The sequence below is a fragment of the Burkholderia sp. 3C genome (genome assembly GCF_054589155.1).
In genome coordinates this window covers 1-13,111 of sequence record NZ_BAAILN010000040.1, presented here as the reverse complement: position 1 = coordinate 13,111, position 13,111 = coordinate 1, and the positions used below count along the sequence as shown (strand labels likewise).

11 protein-coding genes are annotated in these 13,111 nt (G+C 67.4%); 5 read left to right on the top strand and 6 right to left on the bottom strand.

The window, feature by feature from the left end; all coding sequences use genetic code 11:
- Nucleotides 1-81 precede the first annotated feature (81 nt).
- The 5 genes from ACYP33_RS06095 to gatC all read right to left on the bottom strand — a co-directional run bounded on the left by ACYP33_RS06095 (nucleotide 82) and on the right by gatC (nucleotide 5,252).
- Entirely contained in the window at nucleotides 82-852 is a 771-nt protein-coding gene (locus tag ACYP33_RS06095; protein WP_414450724.1) for an exodeoxyribonuclease III, read from the bottom strand.
- 75 nt (nucleotides 853-927) lie between these two features.
- A complete protein-coding gene (locus ACYP33_RS06090) occupies nucleotides 928-1,767 on the bottom strand; it encodes a PPK2 family polyphosphate kinase (RefSeq protein ID WP_459620395.1) in 840 nt (279 codons plus the stop codon).
- A 146-nt stretch (nucleotides 1,768-1,913) separates the two neighbouring features.
- Nucleotides 1,914-3,386 carry an Asp-tRNA(Asn)/Glu-tRNA(Gln) amidotransferase subunit GatB gene (gene gatB, locus ACYP33_RS06085; protein WP_414450722.1) on the bottom strand — a complete coding sequence of 491 codons (1,473 nt, stop codon included), beginning with the start codon at nucleotides 3,384-3,386 and terminating at the stop codon, nucleotides 1,914-1,916.
- A gap of 4 nt (nucleotides 3,387-3,390) precedes the next feature.
- Nucleotides 3,391-4,881 (bottom strand): Asp-tRNA(Asn)/Glu-tRNA(Gln) amidotransferase subunit GatA, encoded by a 1,491-nt coding sequence (gene gatA / locus ACYP33_RS06080; RefSeq protein WP_414450721.1) that lies wholly within the window; start codon nucleotides 4,879-4,881, stop codon nucleotides 3,391-3,393.
- A gap of 71 nt (nucleotides 4,882-4,952) precedes the next feature.
- Nucleotides 4,953-5,252 carry an Asp-tRNA(Asn)/Glu-tRNA(Gln) amidotransferase subunit GatC gene (gatC, locus tag ACYP33_RS06075; protein ID WP_414450720.1) on the bottom strand — a complete coding sequence of 100 codons (300 nt, stop codon included), beginning with the start codon at nucleotides 5,250-5,252 and terminating at the stop codon, nucleotides 4,953-4,955.
- 389 nt (nucleotides 5,253-5,641) lie between these two features.
- On the opposite strand from gatC, the gene ACYP33_RS06070 reads away from it, so the two are divergent.
- From ACYP33_RS06070 to rodA, 5 genes are all read left to right on the top strand, one after another.
- Complete coding sequence (locus ACYP33_RS06070; RefSeq protein WP_414443426.1) at nucleotides 5,642-6,685, top strand: rod shape-determining protein; 1,044 nt, start codon at nucleotides 5,642-5,644, stop codon at nucleotides 6,683-6,685.
- A gap of 184 nt (nucleotides 6,686-6,869) precedes the next feature.
- A complete protein-coding gene (gene mreC / locus ACYP33_RS06065) occupies nucleotides 6,870-7,994 on the top strand; it encodes a rod shape-determining protein MreC (protein ID WP_459620392.1) in 1,125 nt (374 codons plus the stop codon).
- Nucleotides 7,991-8,503, top strand: coding sequence for a rod shape-determining protein MreD (gene mreD / locus ACYP33_RS06060; protein WP_414443428.1), 513 nt, complete (start codon nucleotides 7,991-7,993; stop codon nucleotides 8,501-8,503). The genes mreC and mreD overlap by 4 nt, the downstream gene beginning before the upstream one ends.
- An 84-nt stretch (nucleotides 8,504-8,587) precedes the next feature.
- Complete coding sequence (gene mrdA / locus ACYP33_RS06055) at nucleotides 8,588-10,855, top strand: penicillin-binding protein 2 (RefSeq protein WP_459620390.1); 2,268 nt, start codon at nucleotides 8,588-8,590, stop codon at nucleotides 10,853-10,855.
- Nucleotides 10,856-10,866: 11 nt separating this feature from the next.
- Nucleotides 10,867-12,015 (top strand): rod shape-determining protein RodA, encoded by a 1,149-nt coding sequence (rodA, locus tag ACYP33_RS06050; RefSeq protein ID WP_414450717.1) that lies wholly within the window; start codon nucleotides 10,867-10,869, stop codon nucleotides 12,013-12,015.
- A 93-nt stretch (nucleotides 12,016-12,108) separates the two neighbouring features.
- On the opposite strand, the gene ACYP33_RS06045 is transcribed toward rodA, so the two are convergent.
- Nucleotides 12,109-12,975: a tetratricopeptide repeat protein gene (locus ACYP33_RS06045; RefSeq protein WP_459620387.1), complete on the bottom strand. Its 867-nt coding sequence runs from the start codon at nucleotides 12,973-12,975 to the stop codon at nucleotides 12,109-12,111.
- Nucleotides 12,976-13,111 lie beyond the last annotated feature (136 nt).

The window sequence follows — 13,111 nt, the reverse complement described above, 5'->3', positions numbered from 1 at the left end:
GCACCGCCGATGAAAAAACGCCGCCGGGAGCGATCCCGGCGGCGTTTTTCTTTACGTGCCCTTGATGGGCGGACGCGCGCCTTACTTGTAGTCGTAATCCACCGTCAGCGGCGCGTGGTCGCTGAACTTGATGTCGCGGAAGATCGTCGTCTGCTTGGCCGTGCCGGCCACGCCGGCCGTCGCGAGCTGGTAATCGATGCGCCACCCGACGTTCTTCGCGTAGGCCTGGCCGCGGTTGCTCCACCACGTGTACTGATCGGGGCGCGGATCGAGCGTGCGGAACACGTCCACGTAGCCCACGTCGTCGAACAGCTTGGTCAGCCACGCGCGCTCTTCCGGCAGGCAGCCCGAGTTCTTCTGGTTGCTCTTCCAGTTGCGGATGTCGATTTCCTTGTGGACGATGTTCACGTCGCCGCACAGGATCACCTCGCGCTTCGCCTTCAGCTCGGCCAGGTGCGGCATGAATTCGTCCATGAAACGGTACTTGGCCTGCTGGCGCTCCTCGCCGCTCGACCCGGACGGCACGTAGACCGAAATCACCGACAGCTTGCCGAAGCGCGCCTCGACATAGCGCCCCTCGGCGTCGAACTCGCTGCTGCCATAGCCGATGATCACGTCGTCCGGCTCGCGGCGCGTGTAGAGGCCCGCGCCGCTGTAGCCCTTCTTCTGCGCGTGGTGGAAATAGCCCTGGAAACCGTGCGGCGCGACGAATTCGGCCGGCAGGTCGTCGGCCGACACCTTGATTTCCTGCACGCAGACGCAATCGGCAGTCTGATCGCCGAGCCAGTCGAAAAAGCCCTTCTTCGCGGCCGAGCGGATGCCGTTCAAATTCGCCGTGATGACACGCAGCATGATGTGATTCCGTTCAGTGTTCGGTAAGTGGGAGGGGAGCAAGCGAGGCGGCCGGCCAGCCGGCGGTCACTCGACTCACTCGATCGTCACGCCCTTCAGTTCGGGTTTGGCGGCCGGATAGTCGAGCTTCATCGCGGCCAGCTCGCGCAGCAGCAATTCGGCCACCATGACGTTGCGGTGCGTCTTGGAATCGGCCGGGATCACGTACCACGGCGCGTGCGGCGCGGAGGTGGCGGCGATCGCGTCGCGGTAGGCGGCCTGGTAGGCATCCCAATGCTTGCGCGCCTCGATGTCGGACAGGTCGAACTTCCAGTGCTTGTCGGGGTTGTCGATGCGCGATTGCAGGCGCTTGCGCTGCTCGTCCTTCGAGATGTGCAGGAAGCACTTGACGATGGTGGTGCCCGATTCGTGCAGCATGGTTTCGAATTCGCGGATCTGCCGATAGCGGCGCGCGCATTCGTCGGCATCGATCGCGCCGATCACGCGCGGCACCAGCACATCCTCGTAATGGCTGCGATTGAAGATGGTCAGTTCGCCCGCGGCCGGCGCCTGCGCATGCACGCGCCAGAGGAAATCGTGCGCCAGCTCGACGGCGGTGGGCGCCTTGAACGGCACCACGCGCAGGCCCAGCGGATCGACCTCGTGGAACACGGCGCGCACCGTGCCGTCCTTGCCGCTGGTATCCATGCCCTGCAACACCAGCAGCAGGCGCTTGCGCGATTGCGTGTGGAGCCGGTCCTGCAAGGCATCGATCTGCACCGAGACTTCGGACAGCCGCGCGCGGTCCGCCTCTTTCGAGCCGGCCGAGAACGGCTTGTCGCCGGCCTCGAAACGTTCGAGCCGGAAGCCGGCCGCCGCTTTTTCATCGGTGTGATACGGCACGCGGAAATCGTCGAGCGATGCTTGCTTGGCCATCTATGCCTCCGGGCGGAACAGGGTTCGGGCTGCATGCCGCGCGAGCCGCCGCGACACCAATCGACGAGCATAACGCAACGGGCCGCCGCCGGCAGCCTGCCCGGCAGCGGCCCGCGAGCGCAGCCGCACCATCGGCCGCGCGATGCTCAACCGAGCTTCTTTTTCAGCAGTTCGTTGACCTGGGCCGGGTTGGCCTTGCCCTTGGTCGCCTTCATCGCCTGGCCGACCAGCGCGTTGAACGCCTTCTCCTTGCCCGCGCGGAATTCCTCGACCGATTTCGCGTTGGCGGCCAGCACCTCGTCGATGATCGCTTCGAGCGCGCCGGTGTCGGAGATCTGCTTGAGCCCCTTCGCCTCGATGATGCGATCGGCCGCGGCTTCGTCGGTGGCCTGTTCGTCCCAGATCGCCTGGAAGATTTCCTTGGCGATCTTGTTCGAGATCGTGCCGTCGGCGATGCGTTGCAGCACCAGCGCGAACTGCGCGGCCGACACCGGGCACGCGTCGATCTCGATGCCTTCGCGGTTCAGCAGCGACGACACGTCGCCCATCAGCCAGTTGGCGGCCGTCTTGGCGTTGGCGGCGCCGGCCCTGGCGACCACCGCTTCGAAATAGGCGGCCATCGCCTTGCTGGCGGTCAGCACCACGGCGTCATAGGCCGTCACGCCGTACTGCTCGACGAACCGCTGCTGCATGGCGGCCGGCAGTTCCGGCATTTCACCGCGCACGCGCTCGATCCACTTCGGATCGATCACCACCGGCAACAGGTCCGGATCGGGGAAATAGCGGTAATCCTGCGCGTCTTCCTTGCTGCGCATCGAGCGCGTCTCGCGCTTGTCCGGATCGTAGAGGCGGGTTTCCTGCACCACTTCGCCGCCGTCCTCGATCAGCTCGATCTGGCGGCGCACCTCGTAGTTGATCGCCTCTTCGAGGAAGCGGAACGAGTTCAGGTTCTTGATTTCGGCACGCGTGCCGAACTTCTCCTGGCCGACCGGACGCACCGACACGTTGGCGTCGCAGCGGAACGACCCTTCCTGCATGTTGCCGTCGCAGATGCCGAGCCACATCACCAGCGCGTGCAGCGCCTTCGCGTAGGCCACGGCCTCGGCCGCGCTGCGCATTTCCGGCTCGGTGACGATTTCGAGCAGCGGCGTGCCGGCGCGGTTCAGATCGATGCCGGTCATGTCGGCGAAATCTTCGTGCAGCGACTTGCCGGCATCTTCTTCCAGATGCGCGCGGGTCAGGTTGATGACCTTGGAATAGGCTTCCTTGCCGGCCTTTTCATTGGCCGGCACCTGGATCGTGACCTTGCCGCCCTGCACCACCGGGATCTCGAACTGGCTGATCTGATAGCCCTTCGGCAGATCCGGGTAGAAATAATTCTTGCGCGCGAAGATGCTGCGCGGCGCGACCACCGCGTCCACCGCGAGGCCGAGCCGGATCGCGCGCTCCACCGCGCCGCGGTTCAGCACCGGCAGCACGCCCGGCAGCGCGAGATCGACCGCGCAAGCCTGGGTGTTGGGTTCGGCGCCGAACTGCGTCGACGCTCCGGAGAAGATCTTCGACGCCGTCGACAGTTGCGCGTGCGTCTCCAGACCGATAACGACTTCCCACTGGGCCATGTTCTTAGACTCCTGCCGGAACTTGCTTGTGCCAATCGGTCGCGCGCTGGAACGCGTCGGCGACCTGCAGCATCCGGGCTTCGTTGAAATAGTTGCCGATGATCTGCAGGCCGACCGGGCGCTGCGCGTTCGCGCCGGCGCCGAAGCCGCACGGCACGCTCATGCCGGGCAGGCCGGCCAGGCTCACCGACAGCGTGTAGATGTCGGCCAGGTACATCTGGACCGGATCGTCGCCCTTGGCGCCGAGATCCCAGGCCACGCTCGGCGACGCCGGCCCCATGATCACGTCGCACTGCTCGAACGCGTTCTGGAAATCCTGCGCGATGATGCGGCGGATTTTCTGCGCCTGCAGGTAGTAGGCGTCGTAATAGCCGTGCGACAGCACGTAGGCGCCCACCATGATGCGGCGCTTCACTTCCGGGCCGAAGCCTTCGGCGCGCGACTTCTTGTACATGTCCTGCAGATCGCGGTATTGCGCGGCGCGATGGCCGTAGCGCACGCCGTCGAAACGCGACAGGTTCGACGACGCCTCGGCCGGCGCGATCACGTAATACACGGGGATCGACAGCTCGGTCTTCGGCAGCGACACCGGCACCAGCTTGGCGCCGAGCGCTTCGTACTGCTTGAGCGCGGCGTCGATCGCGGCGCGCACGTCGGCGGCCAGGCCATCGCCGAAATATTCGTTCGGCAGGCCGATGCGCAGGCCGGCCAGCGGCTTGTCGGCCGGTGCGTCCGGGGTCCAGCCCTGGCCGACGTAGCGGCCGAAATCTTCATCGTCGCGTTCGAGGCTGGTGGAATCGCGTTCGTCGAAACCGGCCATCGCGTTGAGCAGCAGCGCGCAATCGGCGGCGGTTTGCGCCATCGGGCCGCCCTGGTCGAGCGACGAGGCGAACGCGATCATGCCGTAGCGCGACACGCGGCCGTAGGTCGGCTTGATGCCGGTGATGCCGGTAAACGACGCCGGCTGGCGGATCGAGCCGCCGGTATCGGTGCCGGTAGCGGCCGGCGCGAGGCGCGCGGCCACGGCGGCCGAGCTGCCGCCCGAGCTGCCGCCCGGCACGGCCTGGTGATCCCACGGGTTCTTGACCGCGCCGAACGCCGAATTCTCGTTGGACGAACCCATCGCGAATTCGTCCATGTTGGTCTTGCCGAGCGTGACCATGCCGGCCGCGGCGAGCCGCGCGACCACGGTGGCATCGAACGGGCTCGTGTAGTTGGCGAGCATCTTCGAGCCGGCCGTCGAGCGCCAGCCGCGCGTGACGAACACGTCCTTGTGCGCGATCGGCAGGCCGGCCAGCGGGCCGGCGTGGCCGGCGGCGCGCGCGGCGTCGGCGGCGCGCGCCTGCGCGAGCGTCAGCTCCGGATCGACGTGGACGAAGGCGTTGAGCTCGCCGGCCGCGTCGATACGCTGCAGGTAGAGCTGCGCCAGCTCGACGGCCGAGGTTTGGCCGGCGTCGAGCGCGGCGCGCAGTTCGGTCAGACTTTTTGCGTGCATTGCGGGAGGATTCCTGGATTCTGGGGGGCCTGCGGCAGGCCGCGGGCCGGGACGGCGCTGGCCGGCCGCGCTTATTCGATCACCTTAGGCACGAGGAACAGGCCGTCCTGGACGGCGGGCGCGGCGCGCTGATTCTCGTCGCGATTCACCTGCTCGGTGACGACGTCCTCGCGCAGGCGCTGCTCGACGGCCTGGATCTGCTCGATCGGATGGGCCAGTGGCGCAATGTCGCGTGTGTCGACGGCGCGCATCTGCTCGACGAGGCCGAAGAAATCGTTGAGCTGGATCAGCGTGTGTTCGGCCTCGGCATCGGCGATTTCGAGCCGCGCCAGGTGCGCGATGCGTTTCACATCGTTCAGGGTCAAAGCCATGCGTTTCACCGGGAAAACTGGGCTTGCGCGACGCATTGGAAGCCGCGCCGCAACAGGGGGTTGGAGGACTCGTTCGAACCCTCAAAATCGGGTACGAAGCGGTGAATTGACGGTCCGTTTGGGTTCAAATACCCAGAAATTATAAGGTATCATTACGCGTTCGACCCAGCCCCGGACCATCCCCCTCGCACGGCAACCGTTAGCTGCAAGCCGGCTGCAAGCTCAGCCGCCTGCCAAGCGGGGCGCGCGACGGTCCCGGTAGATTGCACCCGCAGCTTCGCGTTCCAGCGGCGGCCATGCCCGCCCGATCCGAGGCTGTTATTTTTTCCGCCGCCACCCTTGCGCGCCATGTCAGCGCGGGGGCGGCCCAGAGCGAGACAGGATTCTGAATGTTCGGTTTTTTGCGCAGCTACTTCTCCAACGATCTCGCGATCGATCTCGGCACCGCAAACACCCTCATCTACATGCGCGGCAAGGGCATCGTCCTCGATGAGCCGTCCGTCGTGTCGATCCGCCAGGAAGGCGGCCCCAACGGCAAGAAGACGATCCAGGCCGTCGGCAAGGAAGCCAAGCAGATGCTCGGCAAGGTGCCGGGCAACATCGAGGCGATCCGGCCGATGAAAGACGGCGTGATCGCCGATTTCACCGTCACCGAGCAGATGATCAAGCAGTTCATCAAGACGGCGCACGAGTCGCGGATGTTCTCGCCCTCGCCGCGCATCATCATCTGCGTGCCGTGCGGTTCGACCCAGGTCGAGCGCCGCGCGATCAAGGAAGCCGCGCACGGCGCCGGCGCCTCGCAGGTCTACCTGATCGAGGAGCCGATGGCCGCCGCGATCGGCGCGGGCCTGCCGGTGTCGGAAGCCACCGGCTCGATGGTGGTCGACATCGGCGGCGGCACCACCGAAGTGGGCGTGATCTCGCTGGGCGGCATCGTCTACAAGGGTTCGGTGCGCGTCGGCGGCGACAAGTTCGACGAGGCGATCGTCAACTACATCCGCCGCAACTACGGCATGCTGATCGGCGAGCAAACCGCCGAAGCGATCAAGAAGCAAATCGGCTCGGCGTTCCCCGGCTCCGAAGTCAAGGAAATGGAAGTGAAGGGCCGCAACCTGTCGGAAGGCATTCCGCGCAGCTTCACGATCTCCAGCAACGAAATCCTCGAAGCACTGACCGATCCGCTGAACCAGATCGTCTCGTCGGTGAAGATCGCGCTCGAACAAACCCCGCCGGAACTGGGCGCGGATATCGCCGAGCGCGGCATGATGCTGACCGGCGGCGGCGCGCTGCTGCGCGATCTGGATCGCCTGCTGGCCGAGGAAACGGGCCTGCCGGTGCTGGTCGCCGAAGATCCGCTGACCTGCGTGGTGCGTGGCTCGGGCATGGCGCTCGAACGCATGGACAAGCTCGGCAGCATCTTCTCGTACGAGTAAACCCCGCTCCGGGGCCGCGCCGCGCATCGTGCGCGCAGCTCCGGGCCGGCGGACAACCCCGTCCCCGGCATGCAGCCGCCACCGACGCACGCGCGTGACGCTCCGGCTTGTAACATTGGCCGAACCGCCGCGCGTTTTTCGCGTCTGAGAATCATTTAACCGATCAAGCCGCCCGGCGCCGACCATGGAATACAGTCCGCCGCCCCTCTTCAAGCAAGGTCCGTCAGCGCTCGCGCGGCTGATCTTCTTCGTTGCGCTGGCGATCGCGCTCCTCGTGTCGGATGCGCGTTTCAATTCGCTCGAAATTGTCCGGGGCATTCTTGGCACTGCGCTGTACCCGCTGCAGCGGGCCGCGCTCGTGCCGCGCGACCTGTTCATGGGCGCCGCCGATCTGGCCGCGAGCAACGCCACGCTGCGCCACGACAACCAGCAACTGAACGACCGCAACCTGAAGCTCTCGCTGCAGGCCAACCAGTCGGCGCTGCTCGCCGCCGACAACATGCACCTGCGCGCGATCCTCGGCCTGCGCCAGCGCATCGCCGCGCAGGCCACCCCGGTCGAGATCCAGTACGACACCAGCGATCCGTTTTCGCAGAAGGTCGTGATCGGCCACGGCTCGCACGACGACATCCAGAACGGCGCGCCGGTGGTCACCGAAGACGGCGTGGTCGGCCAGGTCACGCGCGTGTTCCCGCTGCAATCCGAAATCACGCTGATCACCGATCGCGACCTCGCGATTCCGGTGCAGGTGCTGCGCACCGGGCTGCGCAGCGTGATCTACGGCACGCCGAAGGGCGATTCGCTCGACCTGCGCTTCGTGCCGACCAGCGCCGACCTGATGGTCGGCGACGAACTGGTCACCAGCGGCCTCGACGGCATCTACCCGCCGGGCCTGCCGGTGGCCAAGGTGGCGCGCGTCGACAAGGTGGGCGACACCGCGTTCGCGCATGTGGTCTGCGTGCCGGTGGCCGCCGTGCGCGGTGCGCGCGAGATGCTGGTGCTGCACTATCAATCCGATGTGCCGCCGCGTCCGGTCGATCCCGAAGCGGCCACCGACAAGAACGGCAAGGGTAAAAAGGGGGCGAAGGCCGCCGACAAGGCCAAGACGGCGACCAAAGAAGCCACGGCGGCGGCCGACAAGCCGGCAGCGCCCGCAGGCAAGCCCGGCAGCGTCGCCACGGCAGGCGCCACGGCCAACGGCAGCGCCGGCCCGGCCGCAGCCAATGTCGCCGCCAAGCCCGCCGCTGCCCCCGCCGCCAAGCCCGCACCGGCGCCCGCCGCCGCGCCGTCCCGGGGAACGCAGCCATGAGCCGTCCGCAATACATCCTGCAGCCGGTCAACCCGACCTTCATCATCTTCAGCCTGGCCGTCGCGTTCCTGCTGAACCTGATGCCGTGGGGGCGCCTGCCCGGCGTGCCCGATTTCGTCGCGGTCGTGCTGCTGTTCTGGAACATCCACCAGCCGCGCAAGGTCGGCATGGGCGTGGCGTTCCTGCTCGGCATCCTGATGGACGTGCACGACGCGGGCCTGCTCGGCGAACACGCGCTGGCCTACACGCTGCTCTCGTACGGCGCGATCACGATCCACCGCCGCGTGCTGTGGCTCTCGCTCGGCGTGCAGGCGTTCTACGTGATGCCGCTGCTGGTGCTCGCGCAGCTCGTGCCGTTCGTGATCCGCCTGATCATGGGCGCCGCGTTCCCGGGCTGGAGCTATCTCGTGGACGGTTTCGTCGAGGCCGCGCTCTGGCCGTTCGTGAGCCCCCTGCTGTTGATGCCGCAACGCCGCCCGGTCGATCCGGACGACACGCGGCCCATCTGACGTCGTCATGACGTTGCCGCGCCGCCGCCTGCCTGCCGATCCGATCCCGGGCGTCGCGGCGCGTGCGCCTTACCCCGTATCCGCATGACCGAATTCCAGGACACCCAGCAACAGCTCTCGAAGTTCCGCCTGCGCGTCGCGGCGGCGGGCCTGTTCGTGTTCGTCTGCTTCGGGCTGCTCGCCACGCGCTTCTTCTATCTGCAGGTCTGGCAGCACAACAAGTACGCATTGCAGGCCAACGAGAACCGCATCTCGGTGGCGCCGATCGTGCCGAACCGCGGCATCATCACCGACCGCAACGGCGTGGTGCTGGCCCGCAACTATTCGGCCTACACGCTCGAAATCACGCCGTCGAAGCTGAACGACACGCTCGACAACACCATCACCGCGCTGTCGGAAGTCATTCCGATCGACGCGCGCGACCGCCGCCGCTTCAAGAAGCTTCAGGAAGATTCGAAGAACTTCGAAAGCCTGCCGATCCGCACCCGCCTGACCGACGAGGAAGTCGCGCGCTTCACCGCGCAGCGCTGGCGCTTCCCCGGCGTCGAGGTGCGCGCGCGGCTGTTCCGCCAATACCCGCTCGGGCCGACGGCGGCGCACGTGATCGGCTATATCGGCCGGATCTCGAAGCGCGACCAGGATCGCATCGACGCGATGAGCGACGACAACGACAGCGATCCCGAGCACTACGATCCACGCCGCGACGCCAACAACTACAAGGGCACCGACTACATCGGCAAGATCGGCGTCGAGCAGAGCTACGAAACCGAGCTGCACGGCATCACCGGCTTCGAGGAAGTCGAGGTGACGGCCGGCGGCCGGCCGGTGCGCACGCTGTCGCGCACCCAGGCCACGCCCGGCGACAACCTGGTGCTGTCGATCGACATCGGCCTGCAGCAGGTGGCCGAGCAGGCATTCGCCGGCAAGCGCGGCGCGCTGGTCGCGATCGAGCCGGCCACCGGCGACGTGCTGGCCTTCGTGTCGTCGCCGAGCTTCGATCCGAACTCGTTCGTCGACGGCATCGACCAGCAGACCTGGGACGAACTGAACAACTCGCCCGACAAGCCGCTCCTGAACCGCCCGCTGCACGGCGTCTACCCGCCCGGCTCGACCTACAAGCCGTTCGTCGCGCTGGCCGGCCTCGAACTCGGCAAGCGCACGCCCGGCTGGGGCTTCCAGGACCCGGGCTACTACACGTTCGGCGGCCACACGTTCCGCAACGACGTGCGCTCGGGCCAGGGCTGGGTCGACATGAACCGCGCGATCATGGTGTCGAACGACACCTACTTCTACATGCTGGCGCACGACCTCGGCGTGACCAACATCGCGAACTTCATGAAGCCGTTCGGCTTCGGCCAGATCACCGGCATCGATGTGCAGGGCGAGGCGCGCGGCGTGCTGCCGTCGCCCGACTGGAAGAAAAAGACGTTCCGCAAGGCGGCGCTGCAGAAGTGGTACGACGGCGAAACCATCAGCCTCGGGATCGGCCAGGGCTACAACTCGTTCACGATCCTGCAGCTCGCCCACGCGGTGGCCACGCTGGCCGACAACGGCGTGGTCATGAAGCCTCACCTGGTCAAGGAAATCGAGGATCCGATCTCGCGCCAGCGGCACCTGACGGTGCCCAAGGAAAGCGAGGTGATCCCGCTCAAGCAGTCGAACATCGACGTGGTCAAGCGCGGCATGGAGAACGTGATCGAGAACCCGTCCGGCACCGCGTACAAGCTGTTCCGCGGCGCGCCCTACACGGCGGCCGGCAAGACCGGCACGGCACAGGTGTTCTCGCTGCAGGGCGCGAACTACCACGGCCACATGCTCGCCGAACACCTGCGCGACCACGCGCTGTTCACTGCCTACGCACCGGCCGATCACCCGCGGATCGCGCTCGCGCTGATCGTCGAGAACGGCGGCTGGGGCGCACAGTCGGCCGGCCCGATCGCGCGCAAGGTGCTCGATTTCTATCTGGTCGAGCGCCAGAATCCGACCAACGAAGCCACCGCCGTGGCCGCCGCCGCCTCGGCCACCGAGCCGGTCAGCGCGCCGGTGGTGGGCGACGCCACCCAGCCGGTGCAGGTTGCGATGGGCTTCACCGCACTGCCGCAGCCGGTGCCGCCCGCGGCGGCCAGCGCCGCCTCGGGCGCCAGCGCCGCCGACGCCGCCTCGGACGCGCCCCCCGGCAGCGCCGTGCCGGCCAGCGCGGCCGCCGCATCCGAGGCCGCCAGCGCGGTCAGCGCGACGCAGATGCGGCACCTGCCGCGCAAGCCGCACCGCACGCCGGCCAACGGCACGAGCGCGCCCGCCGCGATCCGCGACGAACGCGCCGCCGCGCGGGCCGCCGCCGGCACCCACTAACGGAGAAAGGCATGCAATTCGACAAGCGCGCCTGGCTCGACAAGGCCAAACAGATGTTCGCGGGCTTCGATCGCCCGCTCGCGCTGTTCGTGTTCCTGCTGCTCTGCGTCGGGATCGTCACGCTCTACAGCGCCGCGATCGACATGCCGGGCCGCGTCGAGGATCAACTGCGCAACATCATGCTGACGTTCGTGCTGATGTGGATCATCGCGAACATCCCGCCGCAAACGCTGATGCGCTTCGCGGTGCCGCTCTATACGTTCGGGGTGGCGCTGCTGGTGGCCGTCGCCGTGTTCGGGATGACCAAGAAGGGCGCGAAACGCTGGCTCAACGTCGGGGTGGTGGTCCAGCCCTCGGAGATCCTCAAGATCGCCACGCCGCTGATGCTGGCCTGGTATTTCCAGCGCCGCGAAGGCGGCATCCGCTGGTTCGACTACCTGTTCGCGTTCGGCATCCTGCTGGTGCCGGTGGGCCTGATCGCCAAGCAGCCCGACCTCGGCACGGCGATGCTGGTGTTCGGCGCGGGGCTGTTCGTGATCTATCTGGCGGGGCTGTCGTTCAAGCTGATCGTGCCGGTGCTGATCGCCGGCGTGGTGGCGGTGGCCGCGATCGCCACGTTCGAGAGCAAGATCTGCCAGCCGCAGGTGGTCTGGCCGCTGATGCACGATTACCAGAAGCACCGCGTCTGCACCTTGCTCGATCCGACCTCCGATCCGCTCGGCAAGGGCTTCCACACGATCCAGGCCGTGATCGCGATCGGCTCGGGCGGGCCGGTCGGCAAGGGCTACCTGAAGGGCACCCAGGCGCACCTCGAATTCATCCCCGAGAAGCACACCGACTTCATCTTCGCCGTCTATTCGGAGGAGTTCGGGCTGGCGGGCGGCCTGGTGCTGCTGACGCTCTACATGCTGCTGATCGCGCGCGGGCTGTATATCGCCGCGCAGGGCTCGACGCTGTTCGGGCGGTTGCTGGCCGGTTCGCTGTCGCTGGGCTTCTTCACCTATGCGTTCGTCAACGTCGGCATGGTCAGCGGCGTGCTGCCCGTGGTGGGCGTGCCGTTGCCGTTCATGAGCTACGGCGGCACCGCGCTCGCCACGCTCGGCATCGCGATAGGCATGATCATGAGCGTCGGGCGGCAGAAGCGCCTGATGAAGTCCTGACGCGCGCTCACCCGCCATTCAAGCGAAAACCCGGCGTCGGTTCATCACGCCGGGTTTTTCGTTACTGCCGGCGGCGCTGCGTGCGCCGCTCGTTCATTGCGACGCCGCTTGCGGTGCCGAAGCCGCCGATGCGCCCGAAGCACCCGACGCTCCGGCCGCCACCTGCGCACGCAGCGCCGTGCTGACTTCCTGATACTTGAGCGCGGCGACATCGTCGCCATGCACGGCCGCCGCCGCGTAATAGACGCGCGCGAGGTTCAGGTCGACAGCAACGCCATCGCCGCCGCGTTCGTAGAACGAGGCCGTCACGTACTGCGCGGTCGGCTCGCCGGTGTCGGCCGCCTTGCGATACCAGAGAAACGCCTGATGGTTGTCGCGCGGCGTGCCGCGACCGTCGAGGAACTGGTTGGCGAGCGCCAGCTCGGCCTCCACGTGCCCTTGCTGCGCCGCCTTCAGCAGCCAGCCGTGCGCCGCGGCGGGATCGCGCGCGACGAAATCGCCGTTGTCGTACATCGTGCCGAGGACGTACTGCGCCTGCGTCATGCCGGCCCCGGCAGCCGTATTGAGCCAGTGCAGCCCGTCCGGCACGTTGGCCGTGGCGCCTTCGCCCTTGAGCAGCATCATTCCGTAGTTGAATTGCGCGAGCCGGTCGCCGTGGCCGGCCGCGCGCTTGAAGCCCGCGAGCGCGGCGTCGAGATCGCCGGCGTTGTAATCGGCGACGGCCGCCGCCGTGGCCTTCGACGGCGCGGCCGGCTTGCGCAGCTTCGCGTGCGGCGTCGAGCGCGGTGCGCTGGCGGCGGCGTTCGCCATGCTGGCGGCGTTCGCCGCACCGGTTGCATTTGCCGTATCGGCCGCCAGGGCCGGCGCGCTCGTCACGAGCGCGGCGCCGGCCGCGCTCAACGCCAGATATGCCGCCACCGCGCGCGCGACGCGCACCGTCCGCTTGCCTGAGCCATTCATGTCCTGTTCTCCTGCTGGCCGCGCAAGGCGCATGGCGCGCGCGGCCGGTTGCCCCGTCACCCGTGTGGCGGAATCGTTGTTGTATCGGGAAAAGCGTGTTCGCCGCGCGGCGCGCGGCCGCCCGTGAGCCGCCGCG